At 62.4% G+C, this 25,079-nt stretch carries 23 protein-coding genes; 15 read left to right on the forward strand and 8 right to left on the reverse strand.

What is annotated here, in order from left to right; translation table 11 throughout:
* Positions 1 to 2 precede the first annotated feature (2 nt).
* From nuoE to PMI20_RS22435, 12 genes are all read left to right on the forward strand, one after another.
* A complete protein-coding gene (gene nuoE / locus PMI20_RS22380; protein ID WP_007929184.1) occupies positions 3 to 500 on the forward strand; it encodes an NADH-quinone oxidoreductase subunit NuoE in 498 nt (165 codons plus the stop codon).
* Entirely contained in the window at positions 497 to 1,855 is a 1,359-nt protein-coding gene (gene nuoF / locus PMI20_RS22385; RefSeq protein ID WP_009044590.1) for an NADH-quinone oxidoreductase subunit NuoF, read from the forward strand. The genes nuoE and nuoF overlap by 4 nt, the downstream gene beginning before the upstream one ends.
* Before the next feature lie 125 nt (positions 1,856 to 1,980).
* On the forward strand, positions 1,981 to 4,695 hold the full coding sequence (gene nuoG / locus PMI20_RS22390; protein ID WP_007929606.1) for an NADH-quinone oxidoreductase subunit NuoG: 2,715 nt from the start codon (positions 1,981 to 1,983) through the stop codon (positions 4,693 to 4,695).
* On the forward strand, positions 4,692 to 5,699 hold the full coding sequence (gene nuoH / locus PMI20_RS22395; protein ID WP_007929607.1) for an NADH-quinone oxidoreductase subunit NuoH: 1,008 nt from the start codon (positions 4,692 to 4,694) through the stop codon (positions 5,697 to 5,699). The genes nuoG and nuoH overlap by 4 nt, the downstream gene beginning before the upstream one ends.
* 11 nt (positions 5,700 to 5,710) lie before the next feature.
* On the forward strand, positions 5,711 to 6,259 hold the full coding sequence (gene nuoI / locus PMI20_RS22400) for an NADH-quinone oxidoreductase subunit NuoI (protein ID WP_003223795.1): 549 nt from the start codon (positions 5,711 to 5,713) through the stop codon (positions 6,257 to 6,259).
* A gap of 9 nt (positions 6,260 to 6,268) precedes the next feature.
* Complete coding sequence (gene nuoJ / locus PMI20_RS22405) at positions 6,269 to 6,769, forward strand: NADH-quinone oxidoreductase subunit J (protein WP_007929608.1); 501 nt, start codon at positions 6,269 to 6,271, stop codon at positions 6,767 to 6,769.
* 13 nt (positions 6,770 to 6,782) lie between these two features.
* Positions 6,783 to 7,091 (forward strand): NADH-quinone oxidoreductase subunit NuoK, encoded by a 309-nt coding sequence (nuoK, locus tag PMI20_RS22410; protein ID WP_085985111.1) that lies wholly within the window; start codon positions 6,783 to 6,785, stop codon positions 7,089 to 7,091.
* Complete coding sequence (gene nuoL / locus PMI20_RS22415) at positions 7,088 to 8,941, forward strand: NADH-quinone oxidoreductase subunit L (RefSeq protein ID WP_007929611.1); 1,854 nt, start codon at positions 7,088 to 7,090, stop codon at positions 8,939 to 8,941. The genes nuoK and nuoL overlap by 4 nt, the downstream gene beginning before the upstream one ends.
* A gap of 39 nt (positions 8,942 to 8,980) precedes the next feature.
* Entirely contained in the window at positions 8,981 to 10,513 is a 1,533-nt protein-coding gene (nuoM, locus tag PMI20_RS22420) for an NADH-quinone oxidoreductase subunit M (protein WP_007929612.1), read from the forward strand.
* Between the two features lie 7 nt (positions 10,514 to 10,520).
* Positions 10,521 to 11,984, forward strand: a complete 1,464-nt coding sequence (gene nuoN / locus PMI20_RS22425) for an NADH-quinone oxidoreductase subunit NuoN (RefSeq protein ID WP_007929613.1) — start codon at positions 10,521 to 10,523, stop codon at positions 11,982 to 11,984.
* A gap of 245 nt (positions 11,985 to 12,229) precedes the next feature.
* Positions 12,230 to 12,580, forward strand: coding sequence for a type II toxin-antitoxin system RelE/ParE family toxin (locus PMI20_RS22430; RefSeq protein WP_007929614.1), 351 nt, complete (start codon positions 12,230 to 12,232; stop codon positions 12,578 to 12,580).
* The gene (locus PMI20_RS22435) at positions 12,570 to 12,884 is read left to right on the forward strand and encodes a helix-turn-helix domain-containing protein (RefSeq protein ID WP_007929615.1); all 315 of its coding nucleotides are present in this window, start codon (positions 12,570 to 12,572) and stop codon (positions 12,882 to 12,884) included. Before PMI20_RS22430 ends, PMI20_RS22435 begins: the two co-directional genes overlap by 11 nt.
* 171 nt (positions 12,885 to 13,055) lie before the next feature.
* Here the strand turns inward: PMI20_RS22435 and PMI20_RS22440 are convergent, their stop codons facing one another.
* From PMI20_RS22440 to PMI20_RS22465, 6 genes are read right to left on the reverse strand one after another with little or no spacing between them, the layout of a single operon-like run.
* A complete protein-coding gene (locus tag PMI20_RS22440; RefSeq protein ID WP_007929616.1) occupies positions 13,056 to 14,798 on the reverse strand; it encodes an ABC transporter substrate-binding protein in 1,743 nt (580 codons plus the stop codon).
* Positions 14,799 to 14,848: 50 nt separating this feature from the next.
* Positions 14,849 to 15,121 carry a DUF2160 domain-containing protein gene (locus PMI20_RS22445; RefSeq protein WP_007929617.1) on the reverse strand — a complete coding sequence of 91 codons (273 nt, stop codon included), beginning with the start codon at positions 15,119 to 15,121 and terminating at the stop codon, positions 14,849 to 14,851.
* Between the two features lie 10 nt (positions 15,122 to 15,131).
* Entirely contained in the window at positions 15,132 to 15,932 is an 801-nt protein-coding gene (locus tag PMI20_RS22450; protein ID WP_007929618.1) for a carbohydrate ABC transporter permease, read from the reverse strand.
* A gap of 11 nt (positions 15,933 to 15,943) precedes the next feature.
* Positions 15,944 to 16,810: a carbohydrate ABC transporter permease gene (locus PMI20_RS22455; RefSeq protein ID WP_007929620.1), complete on the reverse strand. Its 867-nt coding sequence runs from the start codon at positions 16,808 to 16,810 to the stop codon at positions 15,944 to 15,946.
* The gene (locus tag PMI20_RS22460; RefSeq protein ID WP_007929623.1) at positions 16,807 to 17,922 is read right to left on the reverse strand and encodes an ABC transporter ATP-binding protein; all 1,116 of its coding nucleotides are present in this window, start codon (positions 17,920 to 17,922) and stop codon (positions 16,807 to 16,809) included. The genes PMI20_RS22455 and PMI20_RS22460 overlap by 4 nt, the downstream gene beginning before the upstream one ends.
* Positions 17,922 to 19,016, reverse strand: coding sequence for an ABC transporter ATP-binding protein (locus PMI20_RS22465; protein ID WP_007929624.1), 1,095 nt, complete (start codon positions 19,014 to 19,016; stop codon positions 17,922 to 17,924). Before PMI20_RS22465 ends, PMI20_RS22460 begins: the two co-directional genes overlap by 1 nt.
* A 294-nt stretch (positions 19,017 to 19,310) precedes the next feature.
* Between PMI20_RS22465 and PMI20_RS22470 the strand changes: the two genes are divergently transcribed.
* The 3 genes from PMI20_RS22470 to PMI20_RS22480 are packed head-to-tail and all read left to right on the forward strand — an operon-like array spanning position 19,311 to position 21,854.
* Positions 19,311 to 21,161 (forward strand): sigma-54-dependent Fis family transcriptional regulator, encoded by a 1,851-nt coding sequence (locus tag PMI20_RS22470; RefSeq protein WP_007929629.1) that lies wholly within the window; start codon positions 19,311 to 19,313, stop codon positions 21,159 to 21,161.
* Positions 21,162 to 21,186: 25 nt separating this feature from the next.
* Positions 21,187 to 21,480: a type II toxin-antitoxin system Phd/YefM family antitoxin gene (locus PMI20_RS22475; RefSeq protein ID WP_238543449.1), complete on the forward strand. Its 294-nt coding sequence runs from the start codon at positions 21,187 to 21,189 to the stop codon at positions 21,478 to 21,480.
* Positions 21,477 to 21,854 (forward strand): type II toxin-antitoxin system VapC family toxin, encoded by a 378-nt coding sequence (locus tag PMI20_RS22480; protein WP_007929631.1) that lies wholly within the window; start codon positions 21,477 to 21,479, stop codon positions 21,852 to 21,854. Before PMI20_RS22475 ends, PMI20_RS22480 begins: the two co-directional genes overlap by 4 nt.
* A 72-nt stretch (positions 21,855 to 21,926) precedes the next feature.
* On the opposite strand, the gene cysS is transcribed toward PMI20_RS22480, so the two are convergent.
* Positions 21,927 to 23,309 carry a cysteine--tRNA ligase gene (cysS, locus tag PMI20_RS22485; RefSeq protein WP_007929632.1) on the reverse strand — a complete coding sequence of 461 codons (1,383 nt, stop codon included), beginning with the start codon at positions 23,307 to 23,309 and terminating at the stop codon, positions 21,927 to 21,929.
* 18 nt (positions 23,310 to 23,327) lie between these two features.
* Positions 23,328 to 25,025: a glutamine--tRNA ligase/YqeY domain fusion protein gene (locus tag PMI20_RS22490; RefSeq protein WP_007929633.1), complete on the reverse strand. Its 1,698-nt coding sequence runs from the start codon at positions 25,023 to 25,025 to the stop codon at positions 23,328 to 23,330.
* Positions 25,026 to 25,079: the final 54 nt, after the last annotated feature.

Here is a 25,079-nt window from a genome sequence, read left to right on the forward strand (position 1 = left end):
GCATGAACAGCACGCTTATCCAGACAGACCGTTTCGCCCTGAGCGAAACCGAGCGCTCGGCCATCGAGCACGAGCTGCATCACTACGAAGACCCGCGCGCGGCGTCTATCGAAGCCCTGAAGATCGTCCAGAAGGAACGTGGCTGGGTGCCTGATGGCGCGCTCTACGCCATCGGCGAGATCCTCGGCATCCCGGCCAGCGACGTAGAAGGCGTGGCGACGTTCTACAGCCAGATCTTCCGTCAGCCGGTCGGCCGTCACATCATCCGTGTCTGCGACAGCATGGTCTGCTACATCGGCGGCCACGAGTCCGTGGTCAGCCAGATCCAGAGCGAGCTGGGCATCGGCCTCGGCCAGACCACCGCCGACGGCCGCTTCACCCTGCTGCCGGTATGCTGCCTGGGCAACTGCGACAAGGCCCCGGCGCTGATGATCGACGACGACACTTTCGGCGACGTGCAGCCTGCTGGCGTGGCCAAACTGTTGGAGGGCTACGTATGACCCTGACATCCTTCGGCCCTGCCAACCGCATCCAGCGCAGCCCGGAAACTCATCCGCTGACCTGGCGCCTGCGCGACGACGGCGAGCCGGTATGGCTCGACGAGTACCAGGCCAAGAACGGCTACGCCGCCGCGCGCAAGGCCTTCGCCGACCTGTCCCAGGACGACATCGTCCAGACCGTCAAGGACGCCGGCCTCAAGGGCCGCGGCGGCGCGGGCTTCCCCACTGGTGTGAAGTGGGGCCTGATGCCCAAAGACGAATCCATGAACATCCGCTACCTGCTGTGCAACGCGGATGAAATGGAACCCAACACCTGGAAAGACCGCATGCTGATGGAGCAACTGCCCCATCTGCTGATCGAAGGCATGCTGATCAGCGCCCGCGCGCTGAAAACCTACCGCGGTTACATCTTCCTGCGGGGCGAGTACACCACCGCCGCCAAGCACCTCAACCGTGCCGTGGAAGAAGCCAAGGCCGCAGGCCTGCTGGGCAAGAACATCCTGGGCTCGGGCTTCGACTTCGAGCTGTTCGTCCACACCGGCGCCGGGCGTTACATCTGCGGTGAAGAAACCGCACTGATCAACTCCCTCGAAGGCCGCCGTGCCAATCCGCGCTCCAAACCGCCCTTCCCTGCCGCCGTCGGCGTGTGGGGCAAGCCGACCTGCGTGAACAACGTCGAGACCCTGTGCAACGTGCCGGCGATCATCGGCGACGGCGTGGAGTGGTACAAATCCCTCGCTCGCGAAGGCAGTGAAGACCACGGCACCAAGCTGATGGGCTTCTCCGGCAAAGTGAAGAACCCTGGCCTGTGGGAGCTGCCGTTCGGCGTGACCGCGCGCGAGCTGTTCGAAGACTATGCCGGTGGCATGCGCGACGGTTTCAAGCTCAAGTGCTGGCAGCCCGGCGGCGCCGGTACCGGTTTCCTGTTGCCTGAACACCTGGATGCGCAAATGTACGCCGGCGGCATCGCCAAGGTAGGCACCCGCATGGGTACCGGCCTGGCCATGGCGGTCGACGACAGCATCAACATGGTCTCGCTGCTGCGCAACATGGAAGAGTTCTTTGCCCGCGAATCCTGCGGCTTCTGCACCCCTTGCCGCGATGGCCTGCCGTGGAGCGTCAAGCTGCTGCGCGCCCTCGAGAAAGGCGAAGGGCAAGCCGGCGATATCGAGACCCTACTGGGTCTGGTCGGTTTCCTCGGCCCAGGCAAGACCTTCTGTGCTCACGCACCGGGCGCCGTGGAGCCATTGGGCAGTGCCATCAAGTATTTCCGTCCAGAGTTCGAGGCCGGCATCGCAGCCACCAGTGCTGCAGCCGTCCCGCCCCTGGCCCGGCCGATCGTAGTCGGCGCGTAAACGTATCGAACGAGGGTGGTCCGTGCCGCCCTCGTATCGCCTGAAGACGCCGCGACGCGCCAGGCGAGCACCAAGATTCCATTAGCCACGCCCGCTGACACCGGGCCAACGAAGAACTTTGAACCATGGCCACTATCCACGTAGACGGCAAAGCGCTCGAAGTCGATGGGGCGGACAACCTGTTACAGGCATGTCTGTCACTAGGCCTCGACATCCCTTATTTCTGCTGGCACCCCGCTCTCGGTAGCGTCGGTGCCTGTCGCCAGTGCGCGGTCAAGCAGTACACCGACGAGAACGACACCCGTGGTCGCATCGTCATGTCCTGCATGACTCCCGCCACCGACAACACCTGGATCTCCATCGACGATGAAGAATCCAAGGCCTTCCGCGCCAGTGTCGTCGAATGGCTGATGACCAACCACCCGCACGACTGCCCGGTCTGCGAGGAAGGCGGTCACTGCCACCTGCAAGACATGACCGTGATGACCGGCCACAACGAGCGCCGTTATCGCTTCACCAAGCGTACCCACCAGAACCAGGAACTCGGCCCGTTCATCGCCCACGAGATGAACCGCTGCATCGCCTGCTACCGTTGCGTGCGTTTCTACAAGGACTATGCCGGCGGCACCGACCTCGGTGTGTTCGGCGCCCACGACAACGTGTACTTCGGTCGTGTTGAAGACGGCACCCTGGAAAGCGAGTTCTCCGGCAACCTCACCGAGGTCTGCCCGACCGGTGTGTTCACCGACAAGACTCACTCCGAGCGCTACAACCGCAAATGGGACATGCAGTTCTCGCCGAGCATCTGCCATGGCTGCTCCAGCGGTTGCAACATTTCCCCGGGCGAGCGCTACGGCGAACTGCGGCGCATCGAGAACCGCTACAACGGTTCGGTGAACCAGTACTTCCTGTGCGACCGTGGCCGTTTCGGCTACGGCTACGTCAACCGCGAAGACCGTCCACGCCAGCCGCTGCTGAACAACGGTACCAAGCTGAACCTGGACCAGGCGCTGGACAAGGCCGCCGACCTGCTGCGCGGGCGCAATATTGTCGGTATCGGTTCGCCTCGCGCCAGCCTGGAAAGCAACTACGCCCTGCGTGAACTGGTAGGCGCCGAGCACTTCTACAGCGGTATCGAAGCCGCCGAACTGGAGCGCATCCGCCTGGTCCTGCAAGTGCTGAGAAACAGCCCGCTGCCTGTGCCGACCATGCGCGACATCGAAGACCACGATGCGGTGTTCGTCCTCGGCGAGGACCTGACCCAGACCGCCGCCCGCATGGCCCTGGCCCTGCGCCAGTCGGTCAAGGGCAAGGCCGAAGAGATGGCCGACGCCATGCGCGTCCAGCCATGGCTCGACGCCGCGGTGAAAAACATCGGCCAGCACGCGCTGAACCCGCTGTTCATTGCAAGCATCGCTGAAACCAAGCTCGACGACGTCGCCGAAGAGTGTGTACACGCCGCTCCCGACGACCTGGCGCGCATCGGTTTTGCCGTGGCCCACGCCCTGGATGCCAGCGCCCCGGCCGTCGAAGGCCTGGACAGCGAAGCCTTTGAGCTGGCCAAGCGCATCGCCGACGCCCTCCTCGCCGCCAAGCGCCCACTGATCATCGCCGGCACCTCCCTGGGTTCCAAGGCGCTGATCGAAGCCGCGGCGAACATTGCCAAGGCCCTCAAGCTGCGCGAGAAGAACGGTTCCATCAGCCTGATCGTGCCCGAGGCCAACAGCCTCGGCCTGGCCATGCTCGGTGGCGAATCGGTGGACGCCGCGCTGCAAGCGGTGATCGACGGTAAGGCCGACGCCCTGGTCGTGCTGGAAAACGATCTGTACACCCGCACCGACGCTGCCAAGGTCGATGCCGCGCTGAACGCCGCGAAAGTGGTGATCGTCGCCGACCACCAGAAGACCGCCACCAGCGATCGCGCGCACCTGGTCCTGCCAGCGGCCAGCTTCGCCGAGGGCGACGGCACCCTGGTCAGCCAGGAAGGCCGTGCCCAGCGCTTCTTCCAGGTGTTCGATCCAACCTATATGGATGCCAGCATCCTGGTTCACGAAGGCTGGCGCTGGCTGCATGCCCTGCGCTCTACCCTGCTGAACAAGCCGGTGGACTGGACCCAGCTGGACCACGTGACCGCCGCCTGCGCCCAGAGCAACCCGCAACTGGCGCACATCGTCGATGCCGCGCCATCGGCGTCGTTCCGCATCAAGGGCCTGAAGCTGGCCCGCGAACCGTTGCGCTACAGCGGCCGTACCGCCATGCGCGCCGATATCAGCGTGCACGAGCCACGTACCCCGCAGGACCAGGACACCGCGTTTTCCTTCTCCATGGAAGGTTACTCGGGCTCCGTGGAACCGCGCTCCCAGGTGCCGTTCGCCTGGTCGCCGGGCTGGAACTCGCCGCAAGCCTGGAACAAGTTCCAGGACGAAGTCGGTGGTCATCTGCGTGCCGGCGATCCGGGCACCCGCCTGATCGAAAGCCAGGGCGACAGCCTCGGCTGGTTCGCCAGCGTGCCGCGCGCCTTCTCCCCTGCCCAGGGCACCTGGCAGGCGGTGCCGTTCTACCACCTGTTCGGCAGCGAGGAGAACTCTTCGAAAGCCGCTCCGGTCCAGGAACGCATCCCGGCCGCCTACGTCTCCCTGGCCAAGTCCGAAGCCGACCGCCTGGGCGTCAACGATGGCGCGCTGCTCGCCGTGAGCGTGGCGGGCCAGACCCTGCGTCTGCCGCTGCGCATCAACGAAGAGCTGGGCGCTGGCCTGGTGGCCCTGCCGGCAGGCCTGGCGGGCATTCCACCGGCGTTCTTTGGCAAATCCGTTGACGGTCTGCAGGAGGCAGCGCAATGACCTGGTTCACCCCTGAAGTGATCGACGTGATCCTGGCGGTCGTCAAAGCCCTGGTCATCATGCTGGCCGTGGTGGTCGCAGGTGCCTTGCTCAGCTTTGTCGAACGTCGCCTGCTGGGCTGGTGGCAGGACCGTTACGGTCCGAACCGCGTTGGCCCGTTCGGCATGTTCCAGATCGCCGCCGACATGCTGAAGATGTTCTTCAAGGAAGACTGGACCCCGCCGTTTGCCGACAAGGTGATCTTCACCCTGGCACCGGTCGTGGCCATGAGCGCCTTGCTGATCGCTTTCGCGATCATCCCGATCACCCCGACCTGGGGCGTGGCGGACCTGAACATCGGCCTGCTGTTCTTCTTCGCCATGGCCGGCCTGTCGGTCTACGCGGTGCTGTTCGCCGGCTGGTCGAGCAACAACAAGTTCGCCCTGCTCGGCAGCCTGCGCGCCTCGGCCCAGACCGTGTCCTATGAAGTGTTCATGGGCCTGGCGCTGATGGGCATCGTGGCCCAGGTCGGTTCGTTCAACATGCGCGACATCGTCGACTACCAGGCGCAGAACCTGTGGTTCATCATTCCGCAGTTCTTCGGCTTCTGTACCTTCTTCATCGCTGGCGTGGCCGTGACTCACCGTCACCCGTTCGACCAGCCGGAAGCGGAACAGGAACTGGCCGACGGTTACCACATTGAATACGCCGGAATGAAATGGGGCATGTTCTTCGTTGGCGAGTACATCGGCATCATCCTGATCTCGGCACTGCTGGTCACCCTGTTCTTCGGTGGCTGGCACGGTCCGTTCGGCATCCTGCCGCAACTGTCCTTCGTCTGGTTCGCCCTGAAGACCGCGTTCTTCATCATGCTGTTCATCCTGCTGCGCGCTTCCATCCCGCGTCCGCGTTATGACCAGGTGATGGACTTCAGCTGGAAATTCTGCCTGCCGCTGACCCTGATCAATTTGCTGGTGACTGCTGCGCTTGTGTTGTTGAACACGCCAGCAGGCGCGGTTCAGTGAGGATTTGACCCATGTTCAAATATATTGGCGACATCGTTAAGGGTACTGGTACCCAACTGCGCAGCCTGGTGATGGTCTTCGGCCATGGCTTTCGCAAGCGCGACACCCTGCAATACCCGGAAGAGCCGGTCTACCTGCCGCCACGCTACCGTGGCCGCATCGTGCTGACCCGCGACCCCGATGGCGAAGAGCGTTGCGTAGCCTGCAACCTGTGCGCCGTGGCATGCCCGGTGGGATGCATCTCGCTGCAGAAAGCTGAAACCGAAGACGGTCGCTGGTACCCGGACTTCTTCCGCATCAACTTCTCGCGCTGCATCTTCTGCGGCCTCTGCGAGGAAGCCTGCCCGACCACCGCGATCCAGCTGACCCCGGATTTCGAGATGGCCGAGTTCAAACGTCAGGACCTGGTTTACGAGAAAGAAGATCTGCTGATCTCCGGCCCCGGAAAGAACCCTGATTACAACTTCTATCGTGTTGCAGGTATGGCCATTGCCGGTAAGCCAAAAGGCTCCGCGCAAAACGAAGCCGAGCCGATCAACGTGAAGAGCTTGCTGCCTTAAGGAAGAAAGATGGAATTCGCTTTCTATTTCGCGTCAGGTGTCGCCGTTGTCTCCACGCTCCGCGTGGTGACCAACACCAACCCTGTGCACGCCCTGCTCTACCTGATCATTTCGCTGATCGCCGTGGCGATGACCTTCTTCAGCCTCGGCGCGCCGTTCGCCGGCGTACTGGAAGTGATCGCCTATGCTGGCGCCATCATGGTGCTGTTCGTGTTCGTGGTGATGATGCTGAACCTGGGGCCTGCCTCGGTTCAGCAGGAACGCATCTGGCTCAAGCCGGGAATCTGGCTGGGGCCGGTGGTGCTTGCCGCCCTGCTGCTGGTGGAACTGCTGTACGTGCTATTCAGCCACCAGAGCGGTACCGGTGTCGGCCACACCACCGTGGACGCCAAGGCCGTGGGCATCAGCCTGTTCGGTCCTTATCTGCTGGTGGTCGAACTCGCCTCGATGCTGCTGCTCGCCGCAGCCGTCACGGCGTTCCACCTGGGCCGCAACGAGGCGAAGGAGTAAGACCATGCCTACTATCGGAACTATCCCTCTGGAGCATGGCCTGGCCGTTGCCGGCATCCTGTTCTGCCTCGGCCTGGTCGGCCTGATGGTGCGCCGCAACATTCTCTTCGTGCTGATGAGCCTGGAAGTGATGATGAACGCCTCCGCCCTGGCCTTCATCGTCGCAGGTGCCAGATGGGCGCAGCCGGATGGACAGATCATGTTCATCCTGGTGATCAGCCTGGCAGCCGCCGAGGCCAGCATTGGCCTGGCGATCCTGTTGCAGCTGTATCGCCGCTTCCACACTCTCGATATCGACGCTGCCAGCGAGATGCGCGGATGAACCTTCTCTATCTGACTTTCCTGTTCCCCCTGATCGGTTTCCTGCTGCTGTCGTTCTCCCGTGGACGCCTCTCGGAAAACCTCGCCGCCCTGATCGGTGTCGGCTCCGTTGGCCTGTCGGCGATTGTCGCGGCTTATGTGATCTGGCAATTCAACGTCGCCCCGCCGGAAGGTGGCCACTACACCCAGGTGCTGTGGCAGTGGATGACCGTAGGCGACTTCAAGCCGACCTTCGCCCTGTATCTGGATGGCCTGTCCGTGACCATGCTCGGCGTGGTGGTGGGCGTGGGCTTCCTGATCCACCTGTTCGCGTCCTGGTACATGCGCGGTGAAGACGGTTACTCGCGCTTCTTCGCCTACACCAACCTGTTCATCGCCAGCATGCTGTTCCTGGTGCTCGGCGATGACCTGTTGTTCCTGTACTTCGGCTGGGAAGGTGTGGGCCTGTGTTCGTACCTGCTGATCGGTTTCTACTACAGCAACCGCAACAACGGTAACGCGGCACTCAAGGCCTTCATCGTCACCCGCATCGGCGACGTGTTCATGGCCATCGGCCTGTTCATCCTGTTCCAGCAGCTGGGCACCCTGAATATCCAGCAACTGCTGGTCGCGGCGCCTGCGAAGTTCCAGGCCGGCGACTTCTGGATCGTCCTGGCGACCCTGATGCTGCTGGGTGGCGCGGTCGGTAAATCCGCCCAGCTGCCGCTGCAGACCTGGCTGGCGGACGCGATGGCCGGTCCTACTCCGGTTTCGGCACTGATCCACGCCGCAACCATGGTGACTGCCGGTGTCTACCTGATCGCCCGTACCCACGGTCTGTTCGCCCTGGCGCCGGATATCCTGCACCTGGTGGGCGTCGTCGGTGGCGTGACTCTGGTCCTGGCCGGCTTCGCCGCGCTGGTCCAGACCGACATCAAGCGGATTCTCGCCTACTCGACCATGAGCCAGATCGGCTACATGTTCCTGGCCCTGGGCGTTGGCGCCTGGGACGGCGCGATCTTCCACCTGATGACCCACGCCTTCTTCAAGGCCCTGCTGTTCCTTGCCTCCGGTGCGGTGATCGTTGCCTGCCACCACGAGCAGAACATCTTCAAGATGGGCGGCCTGTGGAAGAAACTGCCACTGGCCTACGCCAGCTTCATCGTCGGCGGCGCGGCCCTGGCGGCCCTGCCACTGGTCACCGCCGGTTTCTACTCCAAGGACGAGATCCTCTGGGAAGCCTTCGCCAGCGGTAACCACGGCCTGCTGTATGCCGGTCTGGTGGGGGCCTTCATGACCTCGCTGTACACCTTCCGTCTGATCTTCATCACCTTCCACGGTGAAGCCAAGACCGAAGCCCATGCCGGCCACGGCATCAGCCACTGGCTGCCGCTGTCGGTGCTGATCATTCTGTCGACCGCCGTCGGCGCCATGATCACTCCACCGCTGCACGGCGTACTGCCGCAAAGCGTCGGCCATGCCGGTGGCGAAGCCAAGCACAGCCTGGAACTGGCGTCGGGCGCCATCGCCATCGCCGGTATCCTGCTGGCCGCGCTGCTGTTCCTCGGCAAGCGTCGCTTCGTTACCGCCGTCGCCAACAGTGGCATCGGCCGCATCCTCTCGGCCTGGTGGTTCGCTGCCTGGGGCTTCGACTGGATCTACGACAAACTGTTCGTCAAGCCATATCTGGCGATCAGCCATGTACTGCGCAAAGACCCGCTCGACCAGACCATCGGTCTGATCCCGCGCCTGGCCAAAGGGGGCCACAACTCCCTGAGCCGTACGGAAACCGGTCAACTGCGTTGGTACGCCGCCTCGATGGCTGCTGGTGCCGTGCTGGTTATCGGCGCCGTCGTGCTGGTAGCGGTCTGATATGAACCTTGCGAACTTGCGAAAGGAATTGAGCCCGTCATGATTCTGCCTTGGCTAATCCTGATCCCCTTCATCGGCGGCCTGCTGTGCTGGATGGGTGAGCGCTTCGGCGCCACCCTCCCCCGCTGGATTGCGCTGCTGACCATGTCCCTGGAACTCGCTCTCGGCCTCTGGCTGTGGGCCCATGGCGACTATTCATTCGCTCCGGCACCTGGCGCCGATCCGACCTGGACCCTGGAGTTCAAGCACGTCTGGATCGAGCGCTTCGGCATCAACGTGCACCTGGCCCTCGATGGCCTGTCGCTGTTGATGATCCTGCTGACCGGCCTCCTGGGCGTGCTGTCCGTCCTCTGTTCCTGGAAAGAGATCCAGCGTCACGTGGGCTTCTTCCACCTGAACCTGATGTGGATCCTGGGCGGTGTCGTCGGCGTGTTCCTCGCCCTCGACCTGTTCATGTTCTTCTTCTTCTGGGAAATGATGCTGGTGCCGATGTACTTCCTCATCGCGCTCTGGGGTCACAGTTCTTCGGACGGCAAGAAAACCCGGATCTACGCCGCGACCAAGTTCTTCATCTTCACTCAGGCTTCCGGCCTGATCATGCTGGTGGCGATCCTCGGTCTGGTGCTGGTCAACTTCAACGACACCGGCGTGATTACCTTCAACTACGCCGACCTGTTGAAGACCAAGATGTCGACCACCACCGAGTACGTGCTGATGCTCGGTTTCTTCATCGCCTTCGCGGTGAAATTGCCGGTGGTGCCGTTCCACTCCTGGCTGCCCGATGCCCACGCCCAGGCACCGACCGCGGGCTCCGTGGACCTCGCCGGTATCTTGCTGAAGACCGCGGCCTACGGCCTGCTGCGTTTTGCCCTGCCGCTGTTCCCGAATGCCTCGGCCGAGTTCGCGCCGATCGCCATGACCCTGGGTCTGATCGGCATCTTCTACGGTGCCTTCCTGGCCTTCGCCCAGACCGACATCAAGCGCCTGGTGGCATTCTCCAGCGTTTCGCACATGGGCTTCGTGCTGATCGGCATCTACTCCGGCAGCCAGCTGGCCCTGCAGGGCGCGGTGATCCAGATGCTGGCGCACGGCCTGTCGGCGGCGGCACTCTTTATCCTCTGCGGCCAGTTGTACGAACGCACCCACACCCGCGACATGCGTGAAATGGGCGGCCTGTGGTCGAAGATCGCCTACCTGCCAGCCATCAGCCTGTTCTTCGCAGCAGCCTCGCTGGGCTTGCCGGCAACCGGTAACTTCGTCGGCGAATTCCTGATCCTGATCGGCACCTTCGCCCGTGCCCCATGGGTCACCGTGCTCGCGACGTCCGGCCTGGTGTTCGGTTCGGTCTATTCGCTGATCATGATTCACCGCGCCTACTTCGGCCCGGCCAAGTCGGACGCGGTCCTGCACGGCATGGACGCTCGCGAACTGATCATGGTGGTCGGACTGGCGGCGCTGCTGATTTACATCGGCATCTACCCGCAACCGTTCCTCGATACCTCTGCCGCCACCATGAGTGGCGTGCAGCAATGGCTCGGCACCGCCTTCACTCAACTCGCTTCGGCCCGGTAAGAGCGCTATGGACTTTACGATTCAACACTTTATCGCGCTTGCGCCGCTGTTGATCACCAGCCTCACCATCATTGTGGTGATGCTGGCTATCGCCTGGCGTCGCAACCATTCGCAAACCTTCCTGCTGTCGGTCGCCGGTCTGAACCTGGCGTTGCTGTCGATTCTGCCGGCCCTGAAAGTCACCCCTCTGGCGGTGACTCCATTGCTGCAGATCGACCAGTTCGCCTGCCTGTACATGGCGCTGATCCTGGTGGCCACCCTGGCCTGCGTCACCCTCGCCCACGCCTATCTGGGCGACGGCGGCACCGGCTACCCGGGCAACCGCGAAGAGCTGTACCTGCTGATCCTGATGGCCGCCGCCGGCGGCTTGGTCCTGGTCAGCGCACAGCACCTGGCCGGCTTGTTCATCGGCCTGGAGCTGCTCTCGGTACCGGTCTACGGCCTAGTGGCTTATGCCTTCTTCAACAAGCGTTCGCTGGAAGCCGGCATCAAGTACATGGTGCTGTCGGCCGCTGGTTCCGCGTTCCTGCTGTTCGGCATGGCCCTGCTCTACGCCGAAGCCGGCAGCCTGAGCTTCAACGGCATCGGTCAGGCCCTGGCCGCGACCGGCCTGCCTAGCCCGCTGGCCCAACTGGGCCTGGGCATGATGCTGATCGGCCTGGCGTTCAAGCTGTCGCTGGTACCCTTCCACCTGTGGACCCCGGACGTCTACGAAGGGGCCCCGGCGCCTGTGGCGGCCTTCCTGGCCACCGCGAGCAAGGTGGCGGTATTCGCGGTGATGGTGCGTCTGTTCCAGATCTCGCCGGTGGCCAGCAGCGGTGTCCTGAACACCGTGCTGACCCTGATCGCGATTGCCTCGATCCTGTTCGGTAACCTGCTGGCGCTGACCCAGAGCAACCTCAAGCGTCTGCTGGGTTACTCGTCCATCGCCCACTTCGGTTACCTGCTGATCGCCCTGGTGGCGAGCAAGGGCCTGGCGATGGAAGCCATCGGCGTCTACCTGGTCACCTACGTGATCACCAGCCTCGGCGCCTTCGGTGTGATCACCCTGATGTCCTCGCCCTACAAGGGTCGCGACGCGGATGCCCTGTACGAGTACCGCGGCCTGTTCTGGCGCCGTCCGTACCTGACCGCCGTGCTCACCGTGATGATGCTGTCCCTGGCCGGCATCCCGCTGACCGCGGGCTTCATCGGCAAGTTCTACATCATCGCCACCGGTGTCGAAGCGCACCAATGGTGGCTGGTCGGTTCCCTGGTCCTGGGCAGCGCCATCGGCGTGTTCTACTACCTGCGCGTCATGGTCACCCTCTACCTGATCGAGCCGAACCTGCGCCGCGTCGACGCCCAGCTGCACTGGGAACAGAAAGCCGGCGGCGTGATGCTACTGGCCATCGCGGTCCTGGCGTTCTTCCTCGGCGTCTACCCACAACCGCTGCTGATCCTGGTCCAGCAATCCGGTCTGGCGGGCTGATCGCTCAAGCACGATCCGCAGTAAAACAAGACGGCGCCTTCGGGCGCCGTTTTGTTTTCCGAAGAAAACCGCCCTGCCCTTCCTCCTGCCGCCTGAAAGGAATTGCCTTTCAGGCTTTAAAGACGCGTCCTACGTCTCATCCTGATTGCTAAGTCTAAGGTCATTAAAAGGCGACGAGCGTCATGCGCAACGCCTTGACCTCTTGACCTATCCAATCAAAAATATACGCAGGTTACGTACAAAGAATGGACGCGCTTTTTATTGAGTTACCCCCGTTCCAGCGCTATCGACAGGACTATCTGGACGACGAGCTTTTTCGTAGCCTGCAGCTTGAATTGCTCAAAGCCCCCGAAGCCGGAGATCTCATCGAAGGAACCGGTGGCTTGCGCAAGATCCGTTTTGTCGATGAACGAAGACACAAGGGCAAACGCGGCGGAATCAGGGTGATCTATTACTGGTGGTCCGGAGGCGCCCAGTTCTGGCTCTTCACCCTTTACGCAAAGAACGAGCAGAGCGACCTGGCACCCCAACAGAAAAAACTGCTCAAGCAACTGTTGAACAGAGAAGTCGAGGCAAGGACCCATCATGAAACGTGACATCTTTTCCGAACTGGTCGAAGGTTTCGACGCCCTGGCCAAAGAGCGCCAAGGCAAGCTCACGCTGCGTAGCCACAAGGTCAAGCTGAGCGCATTGCTCCCGATCACCGCCGAAGAAGTGCTGGCCGTGCGCGAGCAGCTGAACCTGTCCAGATCGGTATTTGCCATGTACCTGCGCACCAACACTCGAACCCTGGAGAACTGGGAGCAAGGACGGGCAAAACCCAACGCTCAGGCCACCACCCTGATCCGCCTGGTACAGCGCTTTCCCGATACGGTGGAGCGGCTGGCAGCACTGGCCTGAAGATCTGCGCCGGTTCGAGGGACATCATCGCGGGCAAGCCTCGCTCCTACAGACAAGCAGTGTCTTCGCCACCAGGTCTGCCCGCGACAGCGATTGCCCTGACAGCACAACAGCCATTCCCAAAACACAACGGCACCCGAAGGTGCCGTTGCGTATTACCGATCCACAACCTTATTTGCGCGCTGCCTCCCACGACTTGAGCAGTTCGTTGTAGCTCACGGTTTCCCCCTTGGGTTTCTCGTTGGCCAGTTTCGGTTTCGGCGCGCCCGGATGGTCGAACCAGTATTGCGCGTCGCGCTCGGGGTTCATTTTCGGCGCGCAGGTGGCCTGGGCTTTCGAGCGCTCGAGCCGGGTCATGATCGCGTCCTGGTCCTTGGCCAGGCCATCGAGCGCCTGTTGCGGGGTTTTCTCGCCGCTGGCGGCTTCGGCGATATGGCTCCACCACAACTGCGCCAGGCGTGGATAGTCCGGCACGTTGGTGCCGGTCGGCGTCCACTGCACGCGGGCCGGGCTGCGATAGAACTCCACCAGGCCACCGAGCTTCGGCGCCAGGTCGGTCATCGCCTGGGAGTTGATGTCCGACTCACGGATCGGTGTCAGGCCGACGATGGTTTTCTTCAGCGACACGGTTTTCGAGGTCACGAACTGGGCATAGAGCCAGGCCGCGAGTTTCTGCTTCTCCGGGGTGGACTTCATGAAGGTCCAGGAACCCACGTCCTGATACCCCAGCTTCATGCCCTCTTCCCAGTACGGTCCACGCGGCGACGGCGCCATGCGCCATTTCGGCGTACCATCGGCGTTCATCACCGCCAGGCCCGGCTTGGTCATGTCGGCGGTGAAGGCGGTGTACCAGAAGATCTGCTGGGCAATATTGCCCTGGGACGGCACCGGCCCGGACTCGGAGAAGGTCATGCCCGCCGCCTCCGGTGGCGCGTACTTTTTCATCCAGTCGACGTATTTGGTGGTGGCGAACACCGCCGCCGGGCCGTTGGTGTCGCCGCCGCGGGTCACGCTGGAGCCCACCGGATGGCAGTCCTCGACGCGGATCCCCCACTCGTCCACCGGCAAGCCATTGGGCAAGCCCTTGTCGCCGCCGCCGGCCATGGAGAACCAGGCATCGGTGAAGCGCCAGCCCAGGGACGGGTCCTTCTTGCCGTAGTCCATATGCCCGTAGACCCGCTTGCCGTCGATCTCCTTGACGTCCTCGCTGAAGAACTTGGCGATGTCCTCATAGGCCGACCAGTTCACCGGCACACCCAGCTCGTAGCCGTACTTCTCCTTGAACCTGGCCTTCAGGTCGGCCCGCTCGAACCAGTCGGCGCGGAACCAGTACAGGTTGGCGAATTGCTGGTCGGGCAACTGATAGATCTTGCCGTCCGGCGCGGTGGTGAAGGAGATGCCGATGAAGTCCTTGATGTCCAGGGTCGGCGAGGTGTAGTCCTTGCCTTCGTTGGCCATCAGGTCGGTGATGGATTCGGTCTTGCCATAACGAAAGTGCGTGCCGATCAGGTCGGAGTCGTTGACCCAGCCGTCATAGATGTTCTTGTCCGACTGCATCTGGGTCTGCAGCTTCTCCACCACGTCGCCCTCCTGCAGCAGGTCGTGGGTCAGCTTGATCCCGGTGATTTCGCTGAAAGCCTTGGCCAGCACCTTGGACTCGTATTCATGGGTGGCGATGGTTTCCGAGACCACGTTGATCTTCATCCCGCGAAACGGCTCGGACGCCTTGATGAACCACTTCAGCTCTTCCAGCTGTTGTTCCGCGGTCAGGGTGGATGGCTTGAACTCGCTGCCGATCCACTTTTTCGCGGCGTCCTCATAGGCGTCGGCCCAGGCCGTCGCGCTCAGGCCGCTCAATGCCAGCATGGCCGCCAATGAAACGCTATGTCGCAGCTTATTGTTTTTGTCGAACATAGAGACCTCCCGGTTGAATTTCGAAGCAGGACTGCCGCGCACGCGCCCGGCTAGCCCCAACGCATCACAGCCAACAGCCACACCAGGGACAGCACGAACGCCACCCAGATGCTCCATTCGGTGGCGCCGATTACCAGCAAATGCAGGTAGGCGCTGCCGAGAAGACCGATAAACAGACGATCGCCACGGGTGGTGGCAATCGGCAGGAAGCCGCGCCGAGGGATGCTCGGCGAACGCAATTCCCACGTGGTCATGCCCAGCAGGATCAAGGCAATGACACCGAAGAATGCCGCCGTCGGGGCGGTCCAGTTCATCCATTCCATCAACGGTTCCTCATACCCGGCCCAGGGCAAAGCCCTTGGCCACATGGTTGCGAACAAACCAGATCACCAGCATGCCCGGCAGGATGGTCAGCACCCCGGCGGCCGCCAGCACGCCCCAGTCGATACCGGAGGCGGACACGGTGCGGGTCATCACCGCGGCGATCGGCTTGGCGTTCACCGAGGTCAAAGTCCGCGCCAGCAGCAGCTCGACCCAGGAAAACATGAAGCAGAAGAACGCCGTCACGCCGATCCCCGAACCAATCAGCGGGACGAAGATCTTCACGAAGAACTTGGGAAAGCTGTAGCCGTCGATGTAGGCGGTCTCGTCGATTTCCTTCGGCACCCCGGACATGAAGCCTTCGAGAATCCATACCGCCAGCGGCACGTTGAACAGGCAGTGGGCCAGGGCCACGGCAATGTGCGTATCGAACAGGCCGATGGACGAATACAGCTGGAAGAACGGCAGCAGAAATACCGCCGGCGGCGCCATGCGGTTGGTCAGCAGCCAGAAGAACAGGTGCTTGTCGCCGAGGAAGCGGTAGCGCGAAAAGGCGTAGGCCGCCGGCAGCGCCACGCTCAGGGAAATCACCGTGTTCAGGCTGACGTAATACAGCGAGTTGAGGTAGCCGGTGTACCAGCTGGGGTCGGTGAAGATCACCTTGTAGTTATGCCAGGTGAAGTCCTGGGGCCACAGGGTCAGGCTGCCGAGAATCTCGTTATTGCTCTTGAACGACATGTTCAGCAACCAGTAGATCGGCACCAGCAGGAACAGGATGTAGATCAGCAGCGGTATCAGCTTGCGCTTGGTCATGGCGGCCGTCCTCAGCGATTGGCGTCGGAGTGGGTCATGGCGGTGTAGAACAGCCAGGACACCAGCAGGATGATCAGGAAGTACACCAGGGAGAACGCTGCGGCCGGGCCCAGGTCGAACTGACCGATCGCCATCTGGGTCAGGGTCTGGCTAAGGAAGGTCGTGGCGTTGCCCGGCCCGCCGCCGGTGAGCACGAACGGCTCGGTGTAGATCATGAAGCTGTCCATGAAGCGCAGCATCACCGCGATCAGCAGCACGCTTTTCATCTTCGGCAACTGGATATGGCGGAACACCGCCCAGTTCGACGCCCGGTCGATGCGCGCCGCCTGGTAATACACGTCCGGGATCGCCCGCAGCCCCGAAAAGCAGAGCAGCGCCACCAGCGAGGTCCAGTGCCACACGTCCATCACCAGCACCGTGACCCAGGCATCCATGGTGTTGGCCGCGTAGTTGTAATCGATACCCAGGGCATTCAGCGCCGAGCCCATCAGGCCGATGTCGGCTCGGCCGAAGATCTGCCAGATGGTGCCCACCACGTTCCACGGAATCAGCAGCGGAATGGCGAGGATGATCAGCACCACCGACGACCAGCGTCCCTTGCTTGGCATGGTCAGGGCGATGGCGATGCCCAAGGGAATTTCGATCAACAGCACGCAGGCGGAATAGATGAACTGGCGCAGCAGCGAGTCGTGCAGGCGCGGGTCGAGCAGCACCTGGCGGTACCAGTCGGCGCCGACGAAATAGCGGCTGGACTGGTCGAAAATGTCCTGCACCGAGTAGTTGACCACGGTCATCATTGGGATCACCGCACTGAAGGCCACCAGCAGGAACACCGGCAATACCAGCCACCAGGCTTTGTTGTTCTGCACTTTGTTCATGGCTGAACCTCGTTCGTGACGTGGGCCTCCAGCAGGTATTCGTCGGCGTAGACCATCAGCCACTGCGCTGGGAAGCTGATGCAGGCCCTGCCCTGCGGCACCGGTTTGTCTTCGGCCAGCCGCACTTTCAAGACCGCGCCGTCGAGGTTCAGGGTCATGATCTTGTAGGTACCCAGGTCCTCGATGTGGACCACGTCGGCCTGCAGCGCCTCCTCGTAAGGCTCGTCCCAGACATGGATGAACTCCGGGCGAATGCCGACTTTCAGGCTCTGGTAATCGATCTCGGCGATTCGCTGCTGCAAGGCTTCAGGTAATGGCAGGTGGGTGCCCGCGAAGCCGACACCGCCGGCCTCTGCCCGGACCTCGATCAGGTTCATCCCCGGGCTGCCGATGAAGTAGCCGACAAAGGTGTGGCTCGGCCGCTCGAACAGCTCCCGCGGGGTACCGAACTGGACGATCTGCCCGCCGTACATCACCGCGATCTTATCGGCGAAGGTCGAGGCTTCGAGCTGGTCGTGGGTGACGTAGACCATGGTGATGTTGAACTGCTCGTGGATCTGCTTGAGCTTGCGCCGCAGCTTCCACTTCAAGTGCGGGTCGATCACCGTCAGCGGCTCGTCGAACAGGATCGCCGATACGTCGTCGCGCACCAGGCCGCGGCCCATGGAAACCTTCTGCTTTTCGTCGGCGCTGAGGTTGCGCGCCTTCTTGTTCAGCAGCGCCTGCAAGTCGAGGACCTCGGCGATCTCCTGCACCTTGCTGTGCACCCTGGCCTCGGCCAGGCCCTGGTTGCGCAGCGGAAAGGCCAGGTTGTCGAACACCGTCATGGTGTCGTAGACCACCGGGAACTGGAAAACCTGGGCGATGTTGCGCTTCTCGGGAGTCAGCTCGTTGACCACCCGGGTATCGAACAGCACCTGCCCCTGGGAAGGGCTGAGCAGCCCGGAAATGATGTTGAGCAAGGTCGACTTGCCGCAGCCGGACGGCCCGAGCAAGGCATAGGCGCCGCCCTGCTCCCAGACGTGGTTCATCTCGCGGATCGCATAGTCCTCGGGACCGGCCGGGGTACTGGTGTAACTGTGGGCGAGGTTGTGCAAACGGATCTCGGCCATCAGGCAACCCTCGCGACGCGCCGCCCCGGCGCCTGGACCAGACGGCCCTGGGCATCGAAGACGAACAGTTTGTGGGTGGGGATATAGATACGGATCGGCGCGTCGACGTCGTATTCGTGCACGCCGGGCAGGTGCAGCACCAACAGGAATTGTTCGTTGCGCACATGCAGGAAGGTTTCCGAGCCGCTGATTTCCGCCACCTCGACGGTCACCGCCAGCTCCAGGTCGTCGTCGTTGCTCGGCACCAGGGAGATATGGCTGGGCCGCACGCCGAAGCGGAACTCGCCCTCGCCGACCGGGCGCAGATCGACGTTCAGCGGAAAGTGCACGAAATTGGCGAAGCTCACTTCATTGCCGGCGATGCGCCCCGGCATCAGGTTGATCGGCGGTTCGGAGAACAGCTCGGCGGCCAGCACCGTCTGGGGCTGGTGATAGACCTCGGCGGTCTTGCCGCTCTGCACCAGGCGCCCCTCGTGGAGGATGGTGGTGGTACCGCCCAGGGCCAGCGCCTCGTTGGGCTCGGTGGTGGCGTAGATGGCGATGGTGTGGCGGGCCTGGAACAGCTCGCGCATCTCCTGGCGCAGCTCTTCGCGCAGCTTGTAGTCGAGGTTGACCAGCGGCTCGTCGAACAGGATCAGCTCGGCATCCTTGACCAGCGCCCGGGCCATCGCCGTGCGCTGCTGCTGGCCGCCGGACAGCTCCAGCGGATGGCGCTGCAGGAACTTCTCGATCCGCAGCATCTTCGCCGTCTCCAGCACCTTGCTCTCGATCAGTTGCGCCGAAACGCCGGCCTGGCGCAGCGGCGAGGCGATATTCTCGAACACGGTCATGGTCGGGTAGTTGATGAACTGCTGATAGACCATCGACACATTGCGCAGCCGCACCGGGCGCCCGGTGACGTCCACGCCGTTCATCAGGATGCGCCCACTGGCGGGCTTGTCGAGCCCGGCGATCAGGCGCATCAGGCTGGTCTTGCCGGACAGCGTGCGCCCCAGCAGGACATTGAAGGAACCGGGTTCAAAGCGCAGCGAGATGTCATCGATCCAGGTCTGGCCCTCGACGACACGGCTGACGTGCTCCAGCGTTAATGACATGGCTCGGCCTTTTTTATTATTGGAGTCAAGCGACCGCAGCAGCAGAGCGACTTTCGTGCCAGAACCGTGGCACCAAACCAAGCCCTTGATAAGCCTGATATTTATTAAAAGACCGGCTATTGGAAGGTTCACAGCTGAACAGAAATGAACAACCCGCACTGAACAACTGAACAATCCGGCGGTTGACAATGAACAAGAGTGAACAACACTGGATGGACGCTTTTGCCCGTAAACGCCACAGTTCCGGGCATAGGCCAATAACAACAATAAAAGCGTTTTCAGAGACCTACCGCCATGAGCGCACCTGCCTCACCGCTGTCTCACGAGACCATCATCAAGGACTCCTGGAGTCGCTGCCGGGCCTTTGGCCTCAGCCACCAGAGCACACCGGCCTTCGATCAACTGCCCGCCGAGCGCATCGCCCAGTTGCTGGAGAGCCAGCATGCCCTGGTGCAGACCACCCACCAGGAAGTCCTCCCCTACTACGAGAACATCCTCAGCAACTCCAATTGCCTGATCATGCTCGCCGACAACCAGGGCCAGGTGCTGACGTCCTGGGGCACCCAGCGTTTTATCCAGCCGAGCCTGGCCCGTGGTTTCAGCGCCGGCGCCAGCTGGCTGGAACACTGCAGCGGGACCAACGCCATCGGCACCGCCCTGGCTTGCGAACAGGCGGTGCATATCGAGCACGATGAACACTTTCTCAAGGCCAACCGCTTCATGACCGGCTCGGCCGCGCCGATCTTCGATGCCGAGCGCCGGGTGATCGCGGTGCTGGACGTCTCCAGCGACAGCTACCTGCCGCCCTCCCATACCCTGGGCATGGTCAAGATGATGAGCCAGACCGTGGAGAACCGGCTGATCCTCAACCTGTTTGAAGGCCGGCATTTCCAGCTGACCTTCAACACCGGCCTGAACAACCTCGACAGCCAGTGGGCCGGCTTGCTGATCTTCGATGACAGCGGCCAGGTGCTTTCGGCCAACCGCCGCGCCGACAACCTGCTGGGCATCAGCCTGTCGCGGGTCGGCATCGAAAGCCTGTTCAAGGTGTCCCTGCTGGAATTGCTCAACCAGCCCGAAGGCCTGCCCTTCGCCCTGCAGGCCGCCGGTCGCAACCGCTTCCATTGCCTGCTCAAGCGTCCAAGGCAGATGCCGATCCAGGCCCGAGTCTTCGTCGAGCCAGCTTCCCGTCCGGCTCCCGCCAACACAGATGCCATCAGCCTGAACACCCTGCACTTCGGCGACAGCCGGGTGGAGAAAGCCGTGCGCCAGGCCGAACGGCTGCTGGAAAAGGACATTCCGCTGCTGATCCACGGCGAAACCGGCGTCGGCAAGGAAGTTTTCGTCAAGGCCCTGCATCAAGCCAGCTCGCGGAGCAAACAGGCGTTCATTGCCGTCAACTGCGCGGCGATTCCCGCCGAACTGGTGGAGTCCGAGTTGTTCGGCTACGAGAAAGGCGCCTTCACCGGCGCCAGCCAGAAAGGCAGCATCGGCCTGATCCGCAAGGCCGACAAAGGCACGCTGTTCCTCGACGAAATCGGCGACATGCCCTTGCCGACCCAGGCCCGCCTGTTGCGTGTGCTGCAGGAGCGCTGCGTGCAACCGGTGGGTAGCAGCGAGCTGTTCCCGGTGGACATCCGCATCATCTCGGCGACCAACCGCTCCCTGCGCGAACAGGTACAACTCGGGCGTTTTCGCGAGGACCTGTATTACCGCATCGGCGGCCTGACCCTGGAGTTGCCGCCCCTGCGCGAACGCAGCGACAAACAGGCGCTGTTCAAGCGCATCTGGGAACAGCATCGCGAGCCCGGCCAATGGGCCGGGCTCAGCCGCGACGTCCAGGAACTGTTCGAGCGCCATCCCTGGCCGGGCAACCTGCGCCAGGTCAGCAGCGTGATGCAGGTAGCGCTGGCCATGGCCGAAGAACAGCCGATCCGCGCCGAGCACTTGCCGGACGACTTTTTTGTCGACCTGGACATGGAGCCAGCCACCAGCCACGAACCGCCCGGCGACATCGACCTGCAAGACACCCCCGACCTGCACCGCCAGCTCAAGGCCGTGGGCGGCAACATCTCCCTATTGGCCCGGCGCCTGGGGGTGAGTCGCAATACCCTGTACAAGCGCTTGCGACAGCTGGATACATAAAACCTGACCTGCCGTCTGCCTCGGCTTGGCCGGGATCAAATATTCTGGCTATATTTGTCCAGAATATTGGAGAAACCTCATGATCACTGTCCCGCTGGCAGAAGCCAAAAACAACCTGTCCAAACTGGTCGACGATGCCGCGGCAGGACAGGTCATTACCATCGCCAAACACGGTCGTGCCCTCGCCCGCCTGGTTCCCGTCGGCAAACCGTCGGGGCAGCGCATTGGTGCAATGAAAGGCAAACTGGTGCTTCCCGACGACTTTGACGCCCCGCTGCCGGACGACATGCTCGACGCCTTCGAAGGTACTCAGGAGTGAGAGTCCTGCTCGACACGCATATTCTGCTCTGGACCCTCAGCGACGATCCGAAGTTGTCGGCCAAGGCCCGAAAGCTGATTGAAAGCGCTGCCGAAATCTATATCAGCGCCGCGTCTTTCTGGGAGATGGCCATCAAGGTTGGCCTGGGCAAGCTTGATGTGGACCTGGAAGAGATTCGCGAATATTGCCTGGCGAGCGGTTTCATCGAACTGGCCATCACCTCGGAACACGCCATTGCGGTCAAAGACCTTGAACATCACCACCGCGATCCCTTTGACCGGCTGATTGTGGCCACCGCGATCAGCGAACCGATGAAACTGCTGACCGCCGACCCGCTAGTCGCCAAGTACAGCTCCCTGGCCATTCTGGTTTGATCCCGCACAGATAAATCGCAGGCAAACAAAAACCCGCACAAGGCGGGTTTCTGTTTGTCGCCAGTACAACGATCAGTCAGCCAGGCGCCAGGTGGTCCCACCCTTGCCGTCTTCCAGCACCACGCCCATGGCGGTGATCTGGTCGCGGATGCGGTCGGACTCGGCCCAGTCCTTGTTGGCCCGGGCAGCCAGGCGCGCCTGGATCAACGCTTCGACCTGCGCCGCGTCGACCCGGCCTTCGGCACCGGCCTGCAGGAAGTCATCGGCTTCCAGCTGCAGCACACCCAGCACGTCCGCCAGTTCCCGCAGGCGCGCCGCCAGACCGGCCGCCGCATTGAGATCGCTCTCGCGCAGACGGTTGATCTCGCGCACCATCTCGAACAGCACCGCACAGGCTTCCGGCGTGCCGAAGTCGTCGTTCATCACCTCGGTGAAACGCTCGACGAAGGCTTCGCCACCGGCGGCCGGTACAGCCGGCAGGCCTTTGAGGGCGTGGTAGAAACGCTCCAGGGCGCCCTTGGCGTCCTTGAGGTTGTCTTCCGAGTAGTTGATCGCGCTGCGGTAGTGGCTCGACACCAGCAGGTAACGCACCACTTCCGGATGGTATTTGTCGAGCACGTCGCGGATGGTGAAGAAGTTGTTCAAGGACTTGGACATCTTCTCGCCATTGATGCGGATCATGCCGCAATGCATCCAGGCATTGGCGTAGGTCTTGCCGGTGGCCGCCTCGCTCTGGGCGATCTCGTTTTCATGGTGCGGGAACTCGAGGTCGCTGCCGCCGCCATGAATGTCGAAGGTTTCGCCCAGGCAGCAGGTCGACATCACCGAGCATTCGATGTGCCAGCCCGGACGCCCGGCGCCCCATGGTGATTCCCAGCTCGGCTCGCCCGGCTTGGCGGCTTTCCACAGCACGAAGTCCAGCGGGTCCTGCTTCGACTCGTCGACTTCGATCCGCGCACCGATGCGCAGGTCTTCGATCTTCTTGCGCGACAGCTTGCCGTAACCGAGGAACTTGCCGACCCGGTAGTACACGTCGCCGTTGCCCGGCGCGTAGGCGTAGCCCTTGTCGATCAGGGTCTGGATCATCGCGTGCATGCCGGCGATATGGTCGGTGGCACGCGGTTCCATGTCCGGCTTCTTGATGTTCAGGCGCGCTTCGTCTTCGTGCATCGCCGCGATCATGCGCTCGGTCAACGCCTCGAACGACTCGCCGTTCTCGTTGGCCCGATTGATGATCTTGTCGTCGATGTCGGTGATGTTGCGCACATAGGTCAGGTCGTAGCCGCTGAAACGCAGCCAGCGGGTCACCAGGTCGAAGGCGACCATGCTGCGGCCGTGGCCCAGGTGGCAATAGTCGTACACGGTCATGCCGCACACGTACATGCGCACCTTGTTGCCATCGAGCGGCTTGAAGACTTCTTTGCTCTTGGTGAGCGTGTTGTAGATCGTTAGCACAAGGAGTTCCTTAACTGATCACTGACCCCAGGAGTCGCGCAGGGTCACGGTACGGTTGAATACCGGTGCGCCCGGTTTCGAGTCCTTGATATCCGCGCAGAAGTAACCTTCGCGCTCGAACTGGAAACGGTCTTCCGGCTGTGCGTTGCCCAGCGAGGGTTCGGCACGACAACCAGTGAGGACCTGCAGGGAGTCAGGGTTGATGTTGTCCAGGAAACTTGCGCTGTCTTCGGCCTTCTCCGGGTTCGGCGAACGGAACAGGCGATCGTACAGGCGCACTTCGCACTCGACGCTGGCGGCGGCCGGCACCCAGTGGATCACGCCCTTGACCTTGCGCCCTTCCGGGTTCTTGCCCAGGGTGTCCGGGTCGTACGAGCAACGCAGCTCGACGATGTTGCCATCGGCGTCCTTGATCGCCTCGTCGGCGCGGATCACGTAGCTACCGCGCAGGCGCACTTCGCCGGCCGGTTCCAGGCGCTTGTAGCCCTTTGGCGGCTCTTCCATGAAGTCGTCGCGATCGATGTAGATTTCACGGGCGAACGGCAGTACCCGCACACCCATGTCTTCTTTCGGGTGACGCGGCAATTCGAGGTTCTCGACCTGGTCTTGCGGGTAGTTGGTGATCACCACCTTCAGCGGACGCAGCACGCACATGGCGCGCGGGGCGCTGTGGTCGAGGTCGTCACGGATGCTGAACTCCAGCATGCCGAAGTCCACCACGCCGTCGGAACGGTTGGTGCCGACCATCTCGCAGAAGTTGCGGATGGATTTCGGCGTGTAGCCACGACGGCGGAAGCCCGACAGGGTCGACATGCGCGGGTCGTCCCAACCGTTGACGTGCTGCTCGTCCACCAGTTGCTTGAGCTTGCGCTTGCTGGTGATGGTGTAGTTCAGGTTCAGGCGGCTGAACTCGTACTGGCGCGGCTGTGCCGGCACCGGCAGGTTTTCCAGGAACCATTCGTACAACGGGCGATGGCTTTCGAACTCCAGGGTGCAGATCGAGTGAGTGATGCCTTCGATGGCGTCCGACTGACCGTGGGTGAAGTCGTAGTTCGGGTAGATGCACCACTTGTCGCCGGTCTGGTGGTGATGCGCATGGCGGATGCGATACATGATCGGGTCGCGCAGGTTCATGTTCGGCGAGGCCATGTCGATCTTGGCCCGCAGCACGCGTGCACCGTCCGGGAACTCACCAGCGCGCATGCGGGCAAACAGGTCCAGGTTCTCTTCGACGCTGCGATCGCGGAACGGGCTGTTCTTGCCCGGCTCGGTCAGGCTGCCACGGTATTCCTTGGCCTGCTCGGGGGTCAGGTCGTCGACATAGGCCTTGCCCGCCTTGATCAGCTCCACCGCCCAGTCGTGCAGCTGGTCGAAGTATTGCGAGGCGTAGCGCACTTCACCGGACCACTCGAAGCCCAGCCACTTGACGTCGCTTTCGATGGCGTCGATGTATTCCTGGTCTTCCTTGGCCGGGTTGGTGTCGTCGAAACGCAGGTGGGTGACGCCGCCGAATTCCTGGGCCAGCCCGAAGTTCACGCAGATCGACTTGGCGTGACCGATGTGCAGGTAGCCGTTGGGTTCCGGCGGGAAGCGGGTCACGATCTGTGTGTGCTTACCCGAGTCCAGGTCCGCCTGGATGATCGGGCGCAGGAAGTTGACCGGAACGGCCGGTCCGGTCTTGGAATTCGAGGTAGGGTCGACAGTGGGCTTGCTCATAGGATCCTTGAACGTACAAGTGCGCGGCCGGTGCGGCCTGATAAATCAAAACGG

The sequence above is a fragment of the Pseudomonas sp. GM17 genome (genome assembly GCF_000282175.2).
Taxonomy (GTDB): Bacteria; Pseudomonadota; Gammaproteobacteria; order Pseudomonadales; family Pseudomonadaceae; genus Aquipseudomonas; species Aquipseudomonas chlororaphis.